General features: G+C 37.1%; 26 protein-coding genes and 2 pseudogenes. 6 read left to right on the top strand and 22 right to left on the bottom strand.

Translation table 11 applies throughout. The features are described 5' to 3' along the window. Positions 1-266: 266 nt before the first annotated feature. The 5 genes and pseudogenes from ACGG81_RS02290 to ACGG81_RS02270 all read right to left on the bottom strand — a co-directional run. Positions 267-680: a GNAT family N-acetyltransferase gene (locus ACGG81_RS02290; protein WP_016439654.1), complete on the bottom strand. Its 414-nt coding sequence runs from the start codon at positions 678-680 to the stop codon at positions 267-269. A 176-nt stretch (positions 681-856) separates the two neighbouring features. After that, positions 857-1021, bottom strand: a complete 165-nt coding sequence (locus ACGG81_RS02285; protein WP_009263172.1) for a hypothetical protein — start codon at positions 1019-1021, stop codon at positions 857-859. 455 nt (positions 1022-1476) lie between these two features. Further along, the gene (locus ACGG81_RS02280) at positions 1477-1617 is read right to left on the bottom strand and encodes a cysteine-rich VLP protein (protein WP_081636858.1); all 141 of its coding nucleotides are present in this window, start codon (positions 1615-1617) and stop codon (positions 1477-1479) included. Between the two features lie 312 nt (positions 1618-1929). Next, positions 1930-2358: a DUF5688 family protein gene (locus ACGG81_RS02275; RefSeq protein ID WP_331680359.1), complete on the bottom strand. Its 429-nt coding sequence runs from the start codon at positions 2356-2358 to the stop codon at positions 1930-1932. 77 nt (positions 2359-2435) lie between these two features. Then, a pseudogene (locus ACGG81_RS02270) lies at positions 2436-2681 on the bottom strand (deoxyuridine 5'-triphosphate nucleotidohydrolase); the annotation flags it as partial. Positions 2682-2700: 19 nt separating this feature from the next. Between ACGG81_RS02270 and ACGG81_RS02265 the strand changes: the two are divergent. After that, the gene (locus tag ACGG81_RS02265; RefSeq protein ID WP_016439652.1) at positions 2701-3192 is read left to right on the top strand and encodes a hypothetical protein; all 492 of its coding nucleotides are present in this window, start codon (positions 2701-2703) and stop codon (positions 3190-3192) included. A gap of 296 nt (positions 3193-3488) precedes the next feature. On the opposite strand, the gene ACGG81_RS02260 is transcribed toward ACGG81_RS02265, so the two are convergent. Next, positions 3489-4136, bottom strand: a complete 648-nt coding sequence (locus ACGG81_RS02260; RefSeq protein ID WP_016439651.1) for a Crp/Fnr family transcriptional regulator — start codon at positions 4134-4136, stop codon at positions 3489-3491. A gap of 91 nt (positions 4137-4227) precedes the next feature. On the opposite strand from ACGG81_RS02260, the gene ACGG81_RS02255 reads away from it, so the two are divergent. From ACGG81_RS02255 to hcp, 4 genes are all read left to right on the top strand, one after another. Next, positions 4228-4938: an ATP-binding protein gene (locus ACGG81_RS02255; protein ID WP_004842261.1), complete on the top strand. Its 711-nt coding sequence runs from the start codon at positions 4228-4230 to the stop codon at positions 4936-4938. A gap of 13 nt (positions 4939-4951) precedes the next feature. Further along, positions 4952-5284 (top strand): cupin domain-containing protein, encoded by a 333-nt coding sequence (locus ACGG81_RS02250; RefSeq protein ID WP_016439650.1) that lies wholly within the window; start codon positions 4952-4954, stop codon positions 5282-5284. Between the two features lie 110 nt (positions 5285-5394). Further along, entirely contained in the window at positions 5395-5508 is a 114-nt protein-coding gene (locus tag ACGG81_RS02245; RefSeq protein WP_004842264.1) for a 4Fe-4S domain-containing protein, read from the top strand. Between the two features lie 79 nt (positions 5509-5587). Next, a complete protein-coding gene (gene hcp / locus ACGG81_RS02240; protein WP_390109330.1) occupies positions 5588-7228 on the top strand; it encodes a hydroxylamine reductase in 1641 nt (546 codons plus the stop codon). A gap of 283 nt (positions 7229-7511) precedes the next feature. Here hcp and ACGG81_RS02235 read toward each other — a convergent pair whose 3' ends face one another. From ACGG81_RS02235 to ACGG81_RS02195, 9 genes are all read right to left on the bottom strand, one after another. After that, positions 7512-7874: a type II toxin-antitoxin system HicB family antitoxin gene (locus tag ACGG81_RS02235; RefSeq protein ID WP_390110327.1), complete on the bottom strand. Its 363-nt coding sequence runs from the start codon at positions 7872-7874 to the stop codon at positions 7512-7514. After that, on the bottom strand, positions 7858-8115 hold the full coding sequence (locus tag ACGG81_RS02230) for a type II toxin-antitoxin system HicA family toxin (protein ID WP_320853108.1): 258 nt from the start codon (positions 8113-8115) through the stop codon (positions 7858-7860). Before ACGG81_RS02230 ends, ACGG81_RS02235 begins: the two co-directional genes overlap by 17 nt. Before the next feature lie 145 nt (positions 8116-8260). Then, complete coding sequence (locus tag ACGG81_RS02225) at positions 8261-8707, bottom strand: hypothetical protein (protein ID WP_390109327.1); 447 nt, start codon at positions 8705-8707, stop codon at positions 8261-8263. 10 nt (positions 8708-8717) lie between these two features. After that, complete coding sequence (locus tag ACGG81_RS02220) at positions 8718-8942, bottom strand: DUF5348 domain-containing protein (protein WP_390109325.1); 225 nt, start codon at positions 8940-8942, stop codon at positions 8718-8720. A 46-nt stretch (positions 8943-8988) separates the two neighbouring features. Continuing rightward, a complete protein-coding gene (locus ACGG81_RS02215) occupies positions 8989-9645 on the bottom strand; it encodes a recombinase family protein (RefSeq protein ID WP_390109322.1) in 657 nt (218 codons plus the stop codon). A gap of 227 nt (positions 9646-9872) precedes the next feature. Next, on the bottom strand, positions 9873-10274 hold the full coding sequence (locus tag ACGG81_RS02210) for a winged helix-turn-helix domain-containing protein (RefSeq protein ID WP_390109320.1): 402 nt from the start codon (positions 10272-10274) through the stop codon (positions 9873-9875). A 54-nt stretch (positions 10275-10328) separates the two neighbouring features. Continuing rightward, entirely contained in the window at positions 10329-11348 is a 1020-nt protein-coding gene (locus ACGG81_RS02205) for an alpha/beta fold hydrolase (protein ID WP_390109317.1), read from the bottom strand. A 19-nt stretch (positions 11349-11367) separates the two neighbouring features. After that, positions 11368-12558 carry a methionine adenosyltransferase gene (gene metK / locus ACGG81_RS02200; protein WP_117457419.1) on the bottom strand — a complete coding sequence of 397 codons (1191 nt, stop codon included), beginning with the start codon at positions 12556-12558 and terminating at the stop codon, positions 11368-11370. Between the two features lie 287 nt (positions 12559-12845). After that, positions 12846-13190: a helix-turn-helix domain-containing protein gene (locus tag ACGG81_RS02195; RefSeq protein ID WP_270499947.1), complete on the bottom strand. Its 345-nt coding sequence runs from the start codon at positions 13188-13190 to the stop codon at positions 12846-12848. 374 nt (positions 13191-13564) lie between these two features. On the opposite strand from ACGG81_RS02195, the pseudogene ACGG81_RS02190 reads away from it, so the two are divergent. Next, positions 13565-13973 (top strand): annotated as a pseudogene (locus ACGG81_RS02190) (transposase); the annotation flags it as partial. A 591-nt stretch (positions 13974-14564) separates the two neighbouring features. Here ACGG81_RS02190 and ACGG81_RS02185 read toward each other — a convergent pair. The 7 genes from ACGG81_RS02185 to ACGG81_RS02155 all read right to left on the bottom strand — a co-directional run bounded on the left by ACGG81_RS02185 (position 14565) and on the right by ACGG81_RS02155 (position 20896). Next, positions 14565-14828, bottom strand: a complete 264-nt coding sequence (locus tag ACGG81_RS02185) for a Cys-every-fifth RiPP peptide CefA (protein WP_390109313.1) — start codon at positions 14826-14828, stop codon at positions 14565-14567. A 116-nt stretch (positions 14829-14944) separates the two neighbouring features. Beyond that, positions 14945-16591: an ABC transporter ATP-binding protein gene (locus ACGG81_RS02180; protein ID WP_117457417.1), complete on the bottom strand. Its 1647-nt coding sequence runs from the start codon at positions 16589-16591 to the stop codon at positions 14945-14947. Between the two features lie 22 nt (positions 16592-16613). Then, the gene (locus ACGG81_RS02175) at positions 16614-16871 is read right to left on the bottom strand and encodes a sugar ABC transporter permease (RefSeq protein WP_390109311.1); all 258 of its coding nucleotides are present in this window, start codon (positions 16869-16871) and stop codon (positions 16614-16616) included. Between the two features lie 17 nt (positions 16872-16888). Beyond that, a complete protein-coding gene (locus tag ACGG81_RS02170) occupies positions 16889-18196 on the bottom strand; it encodes a Cys-every-fifth radical SAM/SPASM peptide maturase CefB (RefSeq protein ID WP_117457415.1) in 1308 nt (435 codons plus the stop codon). A 105-nt stretch (positions 18197-18301) separates the two neighbouring features. Beyond that, positions 18302-18427: a hypothetical protein gene (locus ACGG81_RS02165; protein WP_004223787.1), complete on the bottom strand. Its 126-nt coding sequence runs from the start codon at positions 18425-18427 to the stop codon at positions 18302-18304. 122 nt (positions 18428-18549) lie between these two features. Further along, positions 18550-19800 carry a radical SAM protein gene (locus tag ACGG81_RS02160; protein ID WP_390109307.1) on the bottom strand — a complete coding sequence of 417 codons (1251 nt, stop codon included), beginning with the start codon at positions 19798-19800 and terminating at the stop codon, positions 18550-18552. Continuing rightward, positions 19790-20896: a radical SAM protein gene (locus tag ACGG81_RS02155; RefSeq protein WP_390109304.1), complete on the bottom strand. Its 1107-nt coding sequence runs from the start codon at positions 20894-20896 to the stop codon at positions 19790-19792. Before ACGG81_RS02155 ends, ACGG81_RS02160 begins: the two co-directional genes overlap by 11 nt. Positions 20897-20905: the final 9 nt, after the last annotated feature.

Raw genomic sequence — 20905 nt, 5'->3', positions numbered from 1 at the left:
TAGAAAGAGCCAAGAAAGCCCGTAAAATAGGCATTTCTTGGCTCATATATTCAAACTTGTAAACTTCTCTTTGCTTGGTAGTGCTTATCCCTTATTTTTGCCTTAAATCAATCCATTTTTGAACTGTTTTATATATATTTGCTATTCCTTCGTCAAATTGTATTGTTAACAACATACACTGCATATCTCAAAATTCATGTGATGATTTTATATTACAATGTTTAAATACTTTTAGACGACACTCCAACTCTTCTACAACCTAAACTTCACTTACGAATAACTTTCCTCATACCCGATCCACAAAATTCATGAGGAATTATTTTAAATCCTCTTGATTCATAGAATGTTTCTTTTCCTTTTTCTGCAATCAATTGAATACTGCAACGGCCTCCGTCTGGTGTTGCACTATCGACATATTCAATTATCATATTAAGTATTTTACTGCCAATGCCCATTTGTTGATAAGCCGGCTGTACTACAATGTCTACTATCATATAATACATTCCATCACCAATCAATCTTCCCATACCGACTACTTGGTTGTCTTCTTCTGCTGCCACTGTATATAAACTATTTTGGAGTGACTTTTCAGTTTGTGTTCTTGAAAAATTTATCCACCCAACGCTTTCACGAAGTTTACAATATTCCTCATAACATAAAGTGTTTTCTTTATAGTTCACGTAAAATATATCCTCCTAATCTAGGTTTATCAAATATGAAGTAGTTACTCATCTCTATTTGAATGATATCTTTTTAAATTCACAATCCCCTCCAGCCCCTCCCCAACCGCACAAAGCATATTCCTCACAAACAAACAGAATTGTTATATGTTTTATATGCCACTTCAAATCTTCACTTACTCAAATTTGAGGTTGAATGGTATCATCCAATAAATTCCCGTATTCTTATCTTCAAAACAATAATAATGTGGTCTATTACCTGCCTTATTCCCCTTGAGATACGGATCAGGCATATCTTCAAAAAATCTGTCCTTTATGATGTAAAACCCTGTTTTCTTCATTTGTCCATCCTCTCTGCGGAAATATGGAAAAAGTCCCTCGCTTTTCGGCAAAGGACTAAACTTTCAACTCAACCATTTATATACCGCATATCGGTCAGCGGTAAACTTTCAACCCGACCATTTATATACCACATATCGGTCAGTGGTAAACTTTCTTTGTAACAATATACTAACAAGTACAAAGCGGAAAGTCAAGAGAACTATCCATTAAAATTATATGCTGTTGGCACAAATTTATTCGAACTCGTCTTTTACATTCGTACAAATGCTTATAAAGTGTATTATCAATTCGTTTTATGTGTGTTTTATGATTGATTATCCGCATAATCCACTTCGTCCGTAATGTTTTTGTAGCCAAAATGTAGCCACTAATTTTATTCACCTCACAGGAACTTATTTACCCCGTCAGATTTTCATGCCTCATAGTGAGTCCTTTCTAACGGCTTACAAGTAGACTATGGAAGTACTCTATAGCAAGGGCAGTCCAGCAGAAGGCAGATTTTATCCGTGCTGTCATAGTTGGCACATTTGTTTACCAGCCGCCGGATCGCTGCCCGTTCAGATCGTGTCAGTTCCCGTGATGCCGGGCCGCTCATTTCCGCCTGCCTTTTGCTGCTGGAAATTCCAGCTTGAAATTCACATACTTGTCACCCGTGTCATCCAGCACCACTACCGCGTCATAGGTTTTGCCAGTCTTTTCGCTGTAAAGCCCGGATATGGAAATGCAGCCCTATTTCAATAGAGCAACCGCAACGGATTTGGTTATGGTTTTCTTCTTGGAAGTGAAGAACTTATTGTCTTTCCAGAGAGCAAAGGCACAATCCCTGTTATCACAGAAAAAGCCCTTTTTGCCCTCATACACAGGTGCACCACAGCGGGGACAGGTGCCGACAGCATCCTGCTTTCCTTTAGCGTCCGGGAACAGTTTGGCAAATCGTTCCTCCGGTGCAGTATGTTCTTTTACCAGTTCCCGGCACATTTCCGTGATCCCTTCCATAAAGGTATCTGCGGATAGTTCGCTCCGTTCCACCTGTTTCAGCATAATCCATAAAAGTGGAAATGTTCACCGGTACATGTGCATGGTGAACGGTCTGGATCTTTGTAATCTCGCGCAGGGTATCTTCCAAGGAGCACCCCTGTGCCACCTGCTCCGCAAAAGGTTCCAGATAGACCGTAGGTGAAAAGTTCTCGCCCTCTCGAAGAATGGTAAGCCCGTTCAACATACGGTCATTGCTTTTTGTAACTTCCTGGATAGAAACCTTTGCAGTCTCATATTCCGGGGGAAGGTATTCTTTGATGTGGTCTTTCACATATTGGTTAAATTCCTCTATCTGCATATAGCCTCCTTCATTTTTTTAGATTTTGGGTAAGAAAAACGCACACTTAAACTGTGCGCGCATATCAAACGGTATTCTTATTGCCCTGTGCTGCCGAATCCTCCTGTACCACGTTCCGCACCCAGATCCGTCACAAAATCTGCAATAACAACCGGGGCAATTACGAGCTGCCCTACACGGGAGCCTTTGGTGAGTTCCTGAATTTGGTTGCTGACATTGCTGATAATGGCATGGCTCTCTCCACGATAGCCAGAATCCACGGGCGGCAGCTCGCACACCAGGCCCTTAACTGCCATGCTGGTTCGGGGAAAGATATAGCCGGCATGGGATACTTATTCTCACTTGTATCCGGATTCCGATAAGGCTCTTGCCGATAAAACAGAAGTGATGATTAGGCAGGAAGAATACGAAAAAGAGAGAAAAACAAATTCTATTATTCCTAACGATATCTTTGTTGATATGGTTCCTGGCTCTCCACTATCAAAAGCAAGCCAGTATCTTCTCAAAAAATCAATAGATGATGGAAACGAACATATAAAAAAGAACAACCAAAATATTTTCTCCAAATATGGAATTAATATAGATAGTGAAGAGTTGTACGGATATCCTATATCAGCATATCTTGATTTGATAGCTTTTGGCGATTCAATCATTCATATTATTTCTACCTTCAGGCCGGATCCGGATATGAAGGATTTTGTTCTAGCTGTTTTTTCGGATGCGATCAGTACGTGCGAGATGGTTAATGGCAGCATAGAAAAATTGGATGATTTTATGGCCAATACAACCATACCGAAATATAAGAAATTATGCGGAAAAAGCGGAAATTTCTGAGTTTTAACATCACGGAATAAAAAAATAGGGCACTCTGGGGTTTGGTTTATTATTCAAATTCGACAATTACTAATCAATTTTGTTTAGAGATTATTCTCTGTCGTGTTTACAGTTCTTTTGATTATTTGATTTATCCATATTATCCTGCCTATACAGGCTAATGTTATCATTTTGTTATCGGTGTTGATAACACTTGCTCTGTAACTGTGGATAATAGCACTATATTCTATTTCAGATCATAAGCGATTTTGCTTAAAAAATCAATCCCTATTCAAATTCATACCATTCCTTAAATCTCAGTCTTTGAGCAAAATACGATTTTTTTTATATTCAATCATGCCATCTTTCTGCATTTTAGAAAGCTCGTTGCACATAGTACTGCGGTCAACATTCAAGTAATCTGCTAATTGCTGGCGGTTATATGGAATCAGAAAAGAATTGCTTCCGGCATGTTTTGCGCATTCTGAAAAATAAGACATCAATCGGCCTCGTATGGATTTGGAACTGGTGTGCAAAATCCTTTGTGAAAGTTGCAGACTTTTATGAGCACAGACAGTCAGTAGATTTCGTGCAAGGTTTGTATGAAAAGGGCAGGCGTTTGTGCAGGTAGTCAGAACACGTCCCACATTCATAAACAACACAGAGGTATCTTCCACGGCAGACACTGTAACCAGCATCGGCTGTCCCGGAATACAGGCATATACCTCAGCAAATACAGAACCAGGTGCAACACTTCCTAAAATGCTGGTATTCCCCCAAATATCGTTACAAGATATCATTGCCATGCCTGACAGTACAATGCCGATATTCTCTATAATACTCCCTTCTGAAAGAATTACTTCTCCTTTTTTATAATTGCGTTTTACACTATTCAAACAGCTTAAAAGCGAGGAGATGTCATCTTCTTCTAACCCACGGAATAGCTGCATATCGGATAATTTCATATTTTTTACCCTTTCGTTGTTATAACAACAGATTTTTATTTTTAATTATAATATACTATGCCCAGAAAGACAAGAGAAAGGATGGTATAAAATGATTCGAAGAATTATCCAAATAGATGAAGAAAAATGTAACGGATGTGGTGCGTGTGCCGAAGCTTGTCACGAGGGTGCAATCGGCATGGTAAACGGCAAAGCAACACTTCTGCGAGATGATTATTGTGATGGTTTGGGAGATTGTCTGCCAACCTGCCCGACAGGTGCAATTTCCTTTGTGGAGAGAGAAGCTGCCGCCTATGATGAAAAAGCTGTGCAGGAAAATATGAGAAAAAAAGCGAAAAGCAATCATGCCGCTGTTCCCCATACAGGCTGCCCCGGCAGTCGAATGCAGCGTATTCAACATTCACAAGAAACAACTCCTTCTGCCCGGGTACAGACAGAATCACAGTTGGGACAATGGCCATGCCAAATCAAACTAGTACCGACTAATGCACCATATTTTGACGGCGCAAAATTGTTAATTGCAGCGGATTGCAGTGCATACGCCTATGCCAGAATGCACGAGGATTTCATGCGTGGGAAAATTACGATTATCGGCTGTCCAAAGCTTGACAGCATAGACTACAGCGAAAAGCTGACGCAGATCATTCAAAACAACAACATTCAAAGTGTGACGGTTGTACGCATGGAAGTTCCCTGCTGCGGCGGACTGGAATTAGCTGCCAAAAAAGCGTTGCAGGCAAGCGGAAAATTCATTCCTTGGCAGATTGTTACGATTTCGTTGGGTGGTAAAATTTTGGAATAAAAGGAGAGATACTATGAGTAAAAAAATGAAAAACATTGCTCAATCAGAAGTACTGATGCTGAGAGAACAAATTTCTTATCAGGAGGGGCAGGTTGTCAGCAAAACTTTGACACAAAACCAGGCAGTAAGTATTACCCTGTTCTCATTCGCAAAGGGCGAAGAGATCAGCACCCATGAATCGGGTGGGGACGCCTTCGTCACCTGCTTGGATGGTATCGGAAAAATCACGATTGATGGCGTTGAATATCTGCTGCACGAAGGAGAATCTATTGTCATGCCAGCAGGCCATCCCCATGCGGTATATGGGCAGGAAGCGTTCAAGATGCTTTTAGTAGTTGTATTTTAATCAAACGCAAAATTGACAAAGGAAGGTGATTTTATGAAAGCAACAAAAGTAGATAAGGATCTCTGCATTGGCTGTGGGCTTTGCTGTGGATCTGCGACGAGGTTTTCCGTATGAACGAGCAGGGAAAGGCGGAAGCGTATCAACCAGCAAACGCTGAAAATCAAGGTGCTGTACAGGAGGCCATCGACTCGTGTCCTGTGTCTGCAATCGCCTGGGAAGATTAATTCAAACGCGTCTATATGCTTTTTTGATTGAGAAGAAACCACATTATTTCAAATTTTAATAGTTTTTAGGAGGCATATTATGGAACAAAAAATGTTTTGCTATCAGTGTCAGGAAACCGCCGGGTGCAAGGGCTGCACCATGTCCGGCGTATGCGGAAAGAAACCTGATGTAGCGGCCATGCAGGATCTGTTGGTCTATGTCACAAAAGGAATTTCGGCTATTACGACTGCATTGCGTCAGGAAGGTAAGCAGGTATCTGCCAAAATCAATCACTTGATTACTCTGAATCTGTTCACTACCATTACCAACGCAAATTTTGATAAAGAGAGCATTGAATCAAGAATCCGTGCTACACTGACCGAAAAGGAAGTTCTGCTAAAGCAAGTTACCAATCTGACTGTTCTGCCTGAAGCCGCAAAGTGGAACGGATCTGAAAACTGGGAAGAAAAAGCCAGAACTGTCGGTGTTCTTTCTACCGAAAACGAGGATATTCGCTCTCTGCGCGAGTTAATCACCTACGGTTTGAAGGGACTTTCCGCTTACTCGAAGCACGCAAATGTGCTGTTGAAGGACAACGATGAAGTTGACACATTTCTTCAGAAAGCACTGGCTGCCACGCTGAATGACAACCTTAGTGTAGAAGATCTGATTGCTCTAACAATGGAAACAGGAAAATACGGAGTATCCGGTATGGCAATGCTGGATAAGGCTAACACAGACAGCTATGGAACCCCCGAAATTACAAAGGTAAATATCGGTGTCAGAAAGAACCCCGGCATTCTGGTATCCGGCCACGACCTGCGCGATTTGGAAATGCTGTTAGAACAGACACAGGGAACTGGAGTGGATGTGTATACGCATTCCGAGATGTTGCCAGCTCATTATTATCCCGCTTTCAAAAAATATCCTAACTTTGTTGGTAATTATGGGAATGCTTGGTGGAAACAAAAAGAAGAATTTGAATCCTTTAACGGTCCTATTCTAATGACAACCAACTGCATTGTTCCTCCTAAGGATAGTTACAAAAACAGGCTTTACACTACCGGCGCTGCGGGATATCCGGGATGTACACATATTCCGGGAGAAATTGGCGAACAAAAAAATTTTTCTGCGATTATTGAGCATGCAAAAAAATGTGTCGCTCCGAGTGAAATCGAAACCGGTGAAATCATCGGCGGATTTGCCCATGCACAGGTTCTGGCTTTGGCAGATAAAGTTGTAGAAGCTGTAAAAAGCGGTGCTATCAAAAAGTTTCTGGTTATGGCGGGCTGTGATGGTCGAGCAAAGAGCCGCGACTACTATACAGAATTTGCTAAGGCTCTGCCGAAGGACACTGTCATCCTTACTGCCGGTTGTGCAAAATATAAATATAACAAGTTGCCTTTAGGCGATATCAATGGCATCCCACGTGTTCTGGATGCAGGTCAATGCAATGATTCCTATTCCCTTGCTGTAATCGCCTTGAAACTCAAAGAGGTCTTTGGGCTTGACGATATTAACGATCTGCCAATTATCTATAATATCGCATGGTACGAGCAAAAAGCAGTTATCGTTCTTCTGGCTCTTTTATATCTTGGTGTGAAGAATATCCACCTTGGCCCTACACTTCCGGCATTTCTCAGCCCGAATGTTGCAAAGGTCTTGATCGAGAACTTCGGCATTGCAGGAATTGGCACTGTGGAAGAGGATATGGAGAAGTTTTTCGGTATTAACGCATAAAAAATACTCCGTCAAAAGAAATAGATCCAACAGGCATAAAAAAACCTCGGAAACCCTTATAAAATGGGCATCCGAGGTTTTCTGTCTGTTATTCGAATCTGACAACGCCTAATCTTATTCGAACTCGGCAAATTCAAAAATATTCTTTAATATATTTGTTTAAGTTTTATGTCTTTTTTGCCGTTATTTTATTTCTGTTACATATATTATTTTGGCTCGCTGATTTTCTGTTGCCAATTTGTTGTCAGAGCATTATAAATGCTGTAAATAAACTTGACAACATTTATTTTGAAAACACCGCATCATTTCTGGAAAGTAGATACACACAGTATTGATTCATGCTGATTCCCTCTCTCTGAGAATGCTCTGCCAGTGATCTGTGTAGGCTTCGTGGAATTCTTAATTTAAACTGTCCAGAATAATCTTCCAGACTGTCTGGTTTATGAATCTCTAAACCATTTTCCAATGCAGCTTCAATCCATGCTTTTTTTGCATCCAGTGCATTTGCTACCGCCCTCTCCACTGTCTCACCACAAGTAATGCATCCAGGCAAATCCGGATAAGAAACTACAAATCCGCCTTCATCTTTGTCTTCCACAATTTCCATACGATAGGACATTGCCATATAATCATTCAGCGTCTTCATCATTCTTCGCCTCACTTTCTACAATCTGCCTTACCATTTCTACATACACCTTCTTGATTGGTTCGTGCTTTGGTACTGTAATCGGCATACACCCTTGCTTTCTAAAAGTGTAATGACTGCTTCCACTTCTTGGTGCATTCATTTCGTATCCGTAGCTTTCCAATACCTTTCGTAACTCATCAAATCGGAGGTCTTTTGATAAATTACATATACGTGCTATCAGTTTATCCCACTTTGACATTTTTTATACTTCCTATCTATATTATATTTGGTATCGTATATGGTGTCAATATTTTATTGTCTATTCCAAAATATTTCATTTAATCGCATAAAATAATATAAAATATACCTATGTCAATGTTTCTTTGAGCTATCAACATTCTGTTCTAATTTGTTACTTCTGTTTTCCACTCATCTTCTGACAGCTCCATTACATTGACTAACTGTTTGCAGAAATTGTATATATGACTTGCACTTAAATTTGATTCATAATAATATTCATTGCACAACTCTTTAGGTCTTCTAAAAATTTTTGCATTTTTTCCAACGAGCGATGGATAATCCGTTTCTATGTTTTCAAGCTTATCCGGGGCTAAATCAGATACAACTTTCAATGTATACATTAAAACATCTGCCCATGTCTTTACATTAAATTCTTGTCCAAGAACTACTAACGAATAAGGTTTTGTTCCAGTTACACTTGACAAATCACTACTATTGATTGTTTCATCAAAATATGGATATATTTTCATCAATTTACTTGCAAGAATACCTGCTCTTTGTTTTATTTCTGTATCGCTCCATTTTTCAACCGTTGAAAAATACTTATTCATACTTTCTTTTTTACATCCGTACAGTAAGGCCATCCAGTTTTATTCCGGGAAGCCCTACCAGATACCAGCCATCGTCGTCCATTTCTATTCTTACAGAAATCCATGAATTTTCTATTCTAACATCAAAGCATTCTCCACAATGTAGTCCTTCATAGAAAGAATTTGTATCAAACCTAATATCATAGCGCCCTATCTCTGCATCATAAAACAAATTGCCAACTCTTTTTTCACTCATTTTAATTTCCTCCTAAAAATATTCTTCTATATATGTAATAGTCCTGTTAATCCTCAGATTGAAATTTTTTCACATATTTCTTATAATACATGTTCCGGTACCTGTAAAAAGTAGAGTGCGTCATGTTCAGTTCTCTCCGAAGCTCCGTAGGGGTGATCTCTCCGGCAACAACCTTTTCAAAATATTGATAAAATAATTCCCACCCCATCACAGCCGGCCTCCCAATCTCATCCCACTCTCCCCGCATATGCTTTGTTTCGTATCCTTCCCGCTGACGTTTTTCTTTCTTCTTCATTTCTGCATCCGCCATAGAAACATACAGCTCGATCATCATGTTGTTGATGGTTTCAATCATCATACGTGCCAGTTCGTTACTGAACTTGGACAGGTCAATCAGGGTGGTCGGAAGTTCCAATACCATGACTCGCACTCCTTTTTCCTGAAAATAACGAAGCTCTTTCAAAATTCCCAGCTTGTTTCTTCCCAGTCGATCCAGTTCTGTAATAATCAGCATATCCCCGAGACAGATTCGTTTCTTTAAGAATTGATACTCCGGCCGATCAAACTTTTTCCCGGTCATCTGATCCGTAAAAATATCAATCAACTCCAGATGATGTTCCCGGCAGAAATTCTGGATCTCAATAATACCTCGATCCAGGTGCTGCTCTTTCGTACTGGTGCGGTGATATCCATATACTGCCATAATCTATCCACATCCTTCTGCTATCTGTTCCAGAAAGTCCACATTTTTTTGGAATATCCCAAAACAAGAAATGCATACTTTTTGAAACGAAAAACAGCTTTTATTTGGCATATTCCAAAAAGCATACTTTTTGAGAGATGGCTTTTACTACTTCTGTACGCAAGATGCCATAAAAAAGCAACAAAAAAGACAGAGGCTTAATAAAATTTCCTCTGTCTTCATATCAACTATTCCGGAAAGATGTCTATCTTTTTTCCTTCAAACTTATATCCTACACCTCTCACCGTTTTAATATAGCGGCATTGCTTTAGCTCCGGTTCAATTTTCTTTCTCATACTGGATACCAGACAATACACAATATTATCAATGCTTTCCGGCAATTCTTCGTTATAAAGAATTTCAAAAATTTTTTCTTTGGTAAAAATCACACCCGGCCTTCCTGCCAAAAGCATAAACAATTCATACTCTATTTTCGTTAAGACAATCTCCGTCTGTCCTCTAAAAATTTTATGATAATCCGGATAAATCCTAAAATCGGAGTTTTCTTCATGCTCTCCCAAGATGCTTTTTATATTTTCCGCTACATATTCTTTGTATCCCAGTACAGTTGAAATAGTTACTTTCCCCAAGCTACACTTCCCTTCTGTTTCTTTTATGTGGAAATCTTTTCACACAGATTCCTTTTAAAAATCATTTTCCATTCTCCATTCATTGATAAGCTGCACAACCTGCGTTAAATTGGTATACCAGATATAATGCCCCCCATTTACAATATATAGCTGGTGATTACCAGATTCTAAATCCAGTTGATTTCTATGAGCAGTCTCCCAGGCTGGAACATTTTGTACATTCTCTGAAGAAATCATGGTTAATACAGGAAGTGCCGATGGAAATTTTTTATTCTTTATAGAAAGTAATGATTTGTCCATCCCATTTACTTCACTTCTAATCGTATCATTGTTGCTCAAAGAATATGCCTGAATGTATTCCTCCCTATCACTTTCCGTATAAGTGTACCCGGAAACCTGTGGTAATACTGCCCCATATTTATCCGGATCTGTTTTCAATGCAGTCTGGAATTCTTCCAAAGAAGAAAAAGAATTCTTAATTTTCTGAAATTCATCAATTCCCTGCAGCATATATTTCTTTTCCATTTCCATAGCCTCTGCCAGCTCTTCATCATATACCGTATTATCAACAGCAATGAAACCTTTTACTTTTTCCGGATAATTCTGTACAAAATTGAGTCCATATACTCCAGAAATCGAATGTACCAGCAATACACACTGCTCAATTCCCATGGTGTCCAGTGCAACATTCACTTCGCTGTTGATATTATCTACCGTTCGATCTGTCAATGCACCATCACTAAGTCCATATCCAAATGGCTCCACAATCACTACATTAAAACTCTCATCCAAAGATTCTGCCAGAGGTTTAAAGTAGATATGGGGTGATGGAACGCCCAGAGCCGGCAGCATCACCAATGTAGTTTTTCCTTCATCTGCAAACTTTTCTCCACTTGCATCCAATTTTCCATACAAAGCAAGATGCATCTTATTCCCTTTCACTGTGATATATTTACTCGCATATCTTATTTGTGTTGTTTCCATAGCATGTACCATATTAGAATTTCCTACCAGAAATGCAAACAGCATCGCAATCGTTACAATTCTTGAGATTTGCTTTTTGTATCTTCTCATACGCTTCCCCCTACGTAAATTATTTCAAATATTTTTTCAGTTCTTCTACCTTGTCTAAGCGCTCCCATGGAAGGTTGAGATCATTTCTTCCAAAGTGTCCATAGGCTGCTGTCTGCTTATAGATTGGTCGGCGAAGATCCAACATCTGAATGATTCCTGCTGGTCGCAAATCGAATTCTTTTCTTATCATCTCCACCAGACTCTCATCTGAAATTTTCCCAGTTCCAAAGGTGTCTACCATAATAGAGGTCGGATGAGCCACGCCAATTGCGTAAGACAGCTGAATTTCACATTTTTTTGCAAGACCTGCTGCCACAATATTTTTTGCCACATAACGAGCTGCATAAGCTGCAGAACGGTCTACTTTTGTACAATCCTTACCGGAAAAAGCGCCGCCGCCATGGCATGCCATACCACCATAGGTATCTACAATAATCTTACGTCCTGTTACTCCACTATCTCCGTGAGGTCCGCCGATGACAAAACGTCCTGTTGGATTGATGAAAAATTTTGTATTCTTATCTACCAGCTCTGTTGGAATAATCGGTTTCAATACATATTTTTTTATATCTTCGTGGATCTGCTCCTGTGTCACATCTGGATCGTGCTGTGTTGACAGAACCACTGCATCCAGCCGGTGCGGAATACCTGCTTCGTCATATTCTACGGTAACCTGGCTCTTACCGTCCGGTCTTAAATATTTCAATATACCATCTTTACGGACTTGAGTAAGCTGACGAGTCAATTTATGTGCCAGTGAGATTGGATATGGCATAAATTCGTTCGTTTCATCACATGCATAACCAAACATCATACCCTGATCCCCAGCACCAATTGCATCAAGTTCTTCTTCTGACATTTTGTGTTCTTTTGCTTCCAATGCCTTATCTACACCCAAAGCAATATCTGCTGACTGCTCATCAATTGCTGTTAAGACGGCACAGGTATGTGCATCAAATCCATAGTCTCCATTATCATAACCAATTTCTTTGATTGTTTCTCTTACCACCTGCTGCATATCTATATATGCATTAGTCGTAATTTCTCCCATTACTAATACCATACCAGTTGTAATTGCAGTCTCACAGGCCACTCTGCTCATCGGATCTTTCTCCATAAGAGCATCCAATATGGCATCTGATATAGCATCACACATTTTGTCCGGATGTCCTTCTGTTACTGATTCTGAGGTAAATAATCTTTTCTCCATAGTAATTTTCTCCTTACATTATATATTTTTATAGTATTTTTAATAATTTCTCTTAGACCTCCATTAATTTTAGGATTATTCTATCACTTTATAAAAATTTCTTTATACTATAATAACAAAAATATCATATTTCATTTGCCAACAAATGTGTAGACTTTCTGTTTAAATCAACATTTTATTTGCCTCGTTGGAAATTTCCTAACTGGCATAATTATTTCATTGAAAAAAGCAGTGGCTCTAAGACCACCGCTCCATTGTATAAACAATATGTTCATTACCTGCCCAAACTATTTCCTCAAAATACAATTTTCATTATACTTATGTAATTGACCACCCAATAATCTTTTCCCAATAATAATCCAAGTATCTCTGTTATATTGATCCATATCCCTGTACAATTCCATAATTTCTTTTCTGTCATTTTGCTCCTGCTGTTGCTGTTCTTCCTCTTTCCTCAATATATAGTCAATTGGAACCCTAAAAAATTTAGATAATGCAAGTAGCATATCTCCTGAAATATTCTCATCCCCATTTTCATATTTACTAATTGTCTGCTGGCTAACTCCTATTTCTTCTCCAAGTCTTGTCTGCGTCAAACCTAATTTTTTCCTTAATTCAGCAATCCGATTCACAAGTATACACCTCCATATATTCATTGTACACATAAATACACCTTGTTTTACTATCATTTATTGTTTTACTACTATATATCGTGGTATACCATGGTATTACTATGATTCAGTAATTGTTAACGGATTTTCAATCTTTTTCAGAAATAGAGTAAACGCAAAATAATTCGACGGATTGCTTTGCCCTAAAATTCAGTCCATAATAATCATTAGAAAATCCAAGCACTTTACTTCATCTTCTGTTGCTAGAAATGATAGGTGAGAGCATTTTACTCGATTCGATTTATGGAGGACTGCTCATGAGAAGCAAAAGAATACCTACAGAAGAACAATACCGTCTCATCATGGAATGCCGTCAAAGTGGATTGACAGATCATAATCATACTGCGGAGCAGAAGAAACAGTTTCGTCTTGAAAAAGAAAAGCCGATATTGGATGCGTTCTGGAATTGGCTGGAACAACAGCGCCCAAACAAGGGGGCTCGTTTGGCGAAAGCGGTGAACTATGCCCAAAATCGGAAAGACACTCTGATGACCTATCTGGAAGACGGTCATTGTAGTTTATCTAACAATCTCAGCGAGAATGCAATCAGACCATTTACTGTTGTCCGGAAGGACTGGCTGTTCAGTGCCAGTCCAAAAGGAGCCACTGCCAGTGCTATTGTGTACACTATGGTTGAAATGGCAAAAGCGAATAATCTAAATACCTATAAATATCTGACATATCTTATCACAACGACCAAACGATAAAATGTCAGATGAACAGCTGGAACAGCTGGCCCCATGATTATTCCGATAAGTTTCCATCAGCTGTCCGGCGATATGGAAATCACTTTTTAGATTCACTTTTGTACATACTGAATCATAATTTCTACAAGAATATTCGTAAAGGCTGCTACGCACCGCAGATGCGGCAAGGCCTTGACAAATATTCCCATAGAAATGGAACCGTAATCAAGCACAAAAAAGGCGATTTCCGAGTACCAGAACTCTGATTTCCAAATTTCCGAATTCGTGATTTCGAGCCGCAAGAATATTCACCCCATGGAGCGAGCCTGCGAAAGCTAACTGTCAAAACTAAAATAGAGGAAAACGCTTGCATCTATCATTTTGGTGCAAGCGTAATTTACGAGTAACGTAGCAATATTTTTGCGCTTACGAAATAGAATTATAACTAAAACATACAAAACCGATATCATTATCGTATAGGATTTTGAGACCTCCAAGTAATGCTGTGTTTTTTCTGCTTCCATTTCAAATGGATTTAAAAATCTTTTTTGTTGTACTAAAAATAAGCCTTGAAAGGTTGCTATAATTGCACCCTTTCAAGGCTCAGTACGAGTCGCATACTTTTTGCTAATATATCCTTATTTTCTGTTTATTTATTATCACTATTTGAAAACGGTCCCGGCAATGGCGTAAAGTTTGCTGCACATGCATCTCCCACACACCCATTAAGTGGGCAAGCATTAATTCCACATGCTGCTGCTCCGCAACCATCTACCCCACAAACATTAGCTCCACATGCTGCCGCTCCGCAGGCATTTCCACCACATCCTACATCGGCTAAACATCCAACTCCTCCGACACATCCACCAGCTTTAGACTGACCATATCCATTTCCTATGTATTCACTACCCATAACATTTCTCCTTTCCTGAATAAGTATGCGATTCGTTATATAAATAATATATTAGCCATAACATGTAATAACCATGCCAGCTCTTCAGTATACCGTTTTAGCTTTCATAACTTATACTATACGTCCATATCTAATTTATCTAAATCTACTATTTCATCTGATATAGATATAAAATCGGAATTATGCGATATTAAAATAATTATTTTATCTTTTTTTATTTCATTTAAATAGGCTTGTAAACATCTTATACTCTCTTCATCTAATGCAGATGTCGGTTCATCTAAAATAATTACCGGTGAATTTTTGTAAAATGTCCTCATTATAGAAAGCTTTTGTTTTTCTCCTCCAGACAAATTTGAATTTTTTTCTTCAATGGTGCTTTCCAATTTCTGTGGCAGACTTTCTATGAATGAATACAAATTTATCTTTTTTGCTATATAAAATAATCGCTTTAAATCTATGCCACCCTCACCATCCATTGATACATTATATTTTACTGTATCCGCTAATAACACTGGCTCTTGCTCGCATATTCCAAAACACATTTTTCTCGTTTTATAAACATCAATCTGATCTAATGATAAATCATCATAATATATCTCACCTTCATATTCTCTATTATAGAACCCTATAATCAAATCTACCAATGTGCTTTTCCCTATTCCATTTTTTCCGATGATGGAATATATTTTCCCTTTTTTAAATTCTAAACTAATATCACGGAAAATACATTTCTTACCATAATAAAACATTATATTCTTCAGTCTGATTTGACCAATATCCTTTAACTCTACCCCAGCATTCTCATCACTCTCTAAATCTAATATCTGCTTTAATCTTGTATATGCTACTTTATTGTCCTGTATTGTCTTTGTTAACGAAAAGAAATATCTCGAAGCTTCCATCATTATCCCAAAGTAACTCAACATAATTGTTAATTGACCTACACTAAGTTTACCTCTAATAACTAATGCCCCTCCCATTATAAAAATTCCTATTTGAGCTAAGGACATCACTAAAGAATCCAAACTTGAAAATAAATACGAAATTTTTTGATATTGGAGACTTACTTTTAAAATATTTTGAAACTCTCTCTTTAACCGACTTAAAAAAGATTCATATATAGCCTGCATTTTTACAAAAAGGATATTATCAAATTGTTCGAATAATTTCGAAAAATAATTTGTTTGTGCTTCTGTCAAAATAAATTGTGCTTCGAAAAGGATTTTCTTTAATATTTTATACGACAATGCATACGCACCTATTATAGCTACGAATAACAATGTAATATTGCTACTAAATTGCACCAATAGAGAAATGGAAAATAAAAGTTTTAAACTATTTATTAATATCCCCTGTACAATATTGATACAAAATGTGATGAGCTGATTAGAATCATTATTGACTCTTTGGTTTAAATAAGCCATGTTCTGCTTTTTTAAGAATGAAACTGGCAAACGTTGTATGTGACGTATCACATCACTATTCAATTCATAGCCCATTTGAGTCTGCATCTTTATGTATACTCTATTAACAATATACCCTATCAACTGATTAATAACAAAAAGCCCGAAAAAAACAAAGCAATATTGATAAATTTTACTGATATCATCAGCCACTATCAAATAATCAATAAAATTGCCACTTATGTAGGGAGAAATCATAGAAAATATACTACTTGTTAGACACAGAAATCCATACCAAATCACGCAATACTTATTTTTAATCAGATACTTTCTACACATTTTAAAAATGCTTACCATAACTTCTCCCTCAGATTACTAATCACAATTTTATTCTGGCCTTTTTGGGATTATCCATAAAATAGAATACTGACAATTCTTCCCCTTTTTTGGGGCAATTAGTACCTACGCCAATAAATTTTCTTTTTTTATAATTAACACCGGAAACACTATATTGCACAGTAATAACCGTAGGAAAATCAGCTCCATCTAATAAATGTGTTCTAATAGGTTTTTTATTAATTTTCAACCACCATAATCTATTAGTTGAAATTACTGTTCCTTTGGTGCAAGCCTCCATACATATTACCTCCAATTTTATATTTTCCCCTTAAAATACCGTAACACTTGCTTTTCAAGTACGCCTTTTACTTTAAAGCACCCTTTCGAATGGTAGCTATTAGTCTCGTTATAGCTAACGACCCCGCATCCACCACCACAAGCTGGCAAATATACACATTCTTTACATTCTTCATTCTCTAATGGGTTATGAGACATCCAATCATAATATGAATACTTTATGTTATCAATATTACCGTTCTCATTAATATTCCCCATCAAATGTTGCTCATCCCCTGCATGTTCCCAACATTTATATAATTCACCATTGGGAGTAACTGTAAACTGACTATCAGCATATAGTCCACAATAAATCCATCTATGAAATGGTTTTGTATATAAAGTAAACCCTTCCATTTCAGCCTTACTCCATAGTTTACTCAATACTTCTCCTACAATACTTTCACTTAAACAATTCCCCGAATATGCAGAACATGCTTGTGTAGAACCTCTAACGATTCCAAAGTCAACATTGCAATTTGTTAAACCTTTTCCATTACTCCCAAGATACTCCAAAAGCAAACTCACTTCATCCAAATTATTCTTATCCACATTGATTCTTATAACAGTATGTATATCAGCACTTTTATTGTTCAGCAATTCTAACGCCGAAATAATCTGTTCAAATGAACCTTTTCCATCCTTATATTTTCTTCTTGCATTATGCGTATCAGGCATACCATCAAGAGTTATTTGTATCTGTTGGCAATTATAGTTTATTAATTGATTTACTATTTTAGCTGTTAATAAAGTTCCATTTGTTATTATCCCTGATGCAAACTCTATATTTTTTTCCCCACAGAATTTCTTTAACTCATCTAAAATATAAAATCCACAATCTATGTTAAGTAATGGCTCTCCACCAAACAGATTAATATACATACTTTTTGAATTTCTTGTCTTTGCTTGGTTTATCATAAATCCTATAAATCTATCTGCTGTTGCTTTATTCATTCTTATCGTTCTACATCCTGCTCCTTCATAGCAATATATACATGCTAAATTACATGCCCAGGTTAGCAGTACTGTCGATGATAATGCATTATTATTGAACCTTGTTTGGTTTTGAATATAACTGAAATACCTATTTTCTTCAACCTGATCATCCACAATAATTCCTTTTTCCACAAAATCATCATATAATTCTTTATTGAGTTGATCCAGTAAATTATTCTCAATCATTTCTGCAACATCTATAGATATTTTAAAGCACTCTCCTGAAAGCGTATTAAATAAAATTCTTTTATCCCCTTCTTTGATTATCAAATTAAACTTTGAAAATTTCATGTACACTTCCTCCTATTGCCTACATAAAATTATAATATTTTTTTACTTTAAAGATACTTGTTACCTCAATTACATCTCCTTAATCATCATGTCATCGTAAATTCTTTAGGATTCGATACTTAGCCATGCGCTTCCATCAATACAATCATTTAAACAATCTACCTGTATTTTACCGCAATCATCACTGTACACATTAACTTCTTCCTCTGTCAGCTCCAACTTTTCATTCATGCTATTACCTCCTTAATTTTCCGTATGTAAAACTATTTTAAATATATCCCTTTTCTGATGTATCAGCCACAACTTATGTTTATTTTGCATTTTTTTCTTCCTATATGGATTCTCTATCTTTCTCATATGCATTTCTTTATTTTTTCAAGATATTGAACATAACTTTCAAGTTTTTCTCTATTTTTCTCTTGGGATTGGTAATAAAACAGCACATATTTAAACATTGCTTTTGCAAAAGTACATTTATAGTCATATTCGTTTTCCGAAGCCATACATTTCCCCCCACATATATAACGATAATCACATTCTTTACATATTTCTTTATAGTCAACACAGAATAACTGCTTTATTTCAGATTGCTTTAATAAACACTCTTGAGTTTTTAAAATCTTTTCAGGATTATCTATAAGTATATCTCCCATTCGAACCTGGTTCTGTTCCATACACTGACACATATAAATATCGCCTTCTGGGAAAATTGCCATAACTTTTCCATAACCCCCACAAGAATTTCTTACCTGAATCCTTTGATAAAAGGCTCCTCCTATTTTTTTATCCTCGTACCCCTGCTTCAATATATATTTTGCTATCTTCAGGTTCATATCAAGATGTTCCATATCTGTTAAAATTTCAGAGTTTTCTTTCGCCCTACCCACAGATGAAACAATATTAAAAAGAACATCAATGTCATATTTAGCTGCTATATCAATCACTCTATACAAATCCACTTCATTTGTTTTCTCATAAATGAAACTAAGAACCACCTTTATTCCTGCTTGCTGACACATCTCTATATGATTAATTAGCTGCTGCTCCTTTTCAGGTGTTCCAAACATGTGCATAGTACTGAAGTCTATTTCATTTATATACCCTTTGAGTTGTTCTGTTAAGTCCTTGGTAATAGCAAGGCCATTGCTCTGCAGTGTAATTGGGCAGGTCAAACCATTTCCCAAAGCTTTTGCAATTTCCACAATTTGATCTTTAATCAGTGGCTCTCCACCTGTAAGAATCATTTTATGTGGTTTATTTTTTTGAAAGAACGGAATCACCTTATTCTGTATATCCTCCAGCTTAAATTCTTTTTCTGGACGCAATTTGTCGTTTGCACTAATCGCACAAAAATCGCAATTCATATTACATTTCCTAGTTACCATCAAATATACCGTATTGATTTTCTCATGATTATTTTCTATTTCCTTTATAAATTCAGTTTGCTGCTTCCATACAGAGAATAACTTTTCCTGAAACTCTGGTTTATCTAAATTATCTGCAAATCTTTTACTTACTCCCAGGCAGACTTTTCCTATCGGATCAATTAAAGCCACTTTTTCTCCCTCTGTAATTTTAATAAACTCATTCATTTTACTTTCCATGGCGTAAATATCTCCTTTCATATTCTTGTTTCAGCTTTTCAAGCTGTTTTTCGGTTAAGTTTGTTTGAATCAGATGATACATCCACTTCGTCACTTCACAATTCACTTTTATAGGTTGATATACGTTTTGGTGAATTTCATAATTTGCCACCTGACAGCCTCTCGTTTTACAATGTCTGATGTATTGACATTCTTTACACATTGTATCCTCTTGATCCTCTAGGTAAATAATCTCTCGAATCCTCGGAACATCCAAACCAGCTTCTACAGAACCGATTTTAAATTCTGGAAGTTCCGCACAAGTATAAATCCCACCATCCGTTGTTACATAGCAAGTTGTCAAACCCGCCTTACATGCATAAAATGGACATGGAATCAGGAAGGATTTCAGATATTGTTCCCAGAGATTCCAGAATATTACTTCTTGATTTTTTTGTATATATGCTTTATATAATCCAAATACTTTCTCTATCTGCTCTCGTAATCCCTGTATCTGCTCATCACTCCAGGAGCAATAATAATCAATTCCTGACTCTAATTTTTTAATTCCTAAATCAAGCAAAAACTGGAAACTCTCTGCATAATATTGATAGTTATTACTTGTTACGACACTGGCTACAGAAATCTGATTTCCTGTAGCCTGTTCATATTTTCTCAATAACGGAAGGTTTTTCATAATTTTTTCAAAACTTCCATTTCCTGCATAATCTCTCCTATTCAAATTCTGGACATACTCAGAACCATCTAAACTCACTTTCACCTCAAATGTATTTTCCACAAAAAAGTCAATTATCTCATCTGTAACCAACGTTCCATTTATTGTAGTACTGAACTTGCATATTAGGTTTGTTTCCTGGCACTTTTTCTTCGCATAATCTACCGCATCTTTCATCAGATTAAATGCCATAAGAGGTTCCCCTCCAATAAAGTAAACCATAAGTGTCCGATCTCGCTGCTTATTTGCTTCATGCACAGCAATATCGATTGCCTTTTGAGCTGTTTCTAAACTCATGTATGTATTTTTCTTCTCTCCCAGATAACAGTAAGTACAATTCAAATTGCACTTATTTATTATTTCTAATGACAATGTGTACATTTTCCCGCC

The organism is Faecalimonas umbilicata (assembly GCF_042846195.1).
GTDB lineage: Bacteria > Bacillota > Clostridia > Lachnospirales > Lachnospiraceae > Faecalimonas > Faecalimonas umbilicata.
The sequence above is the reverse complement of the archived record's forward strand: the minus strand, read 5'-3'. Positions and strand labels throughout refer to the sequence as shown.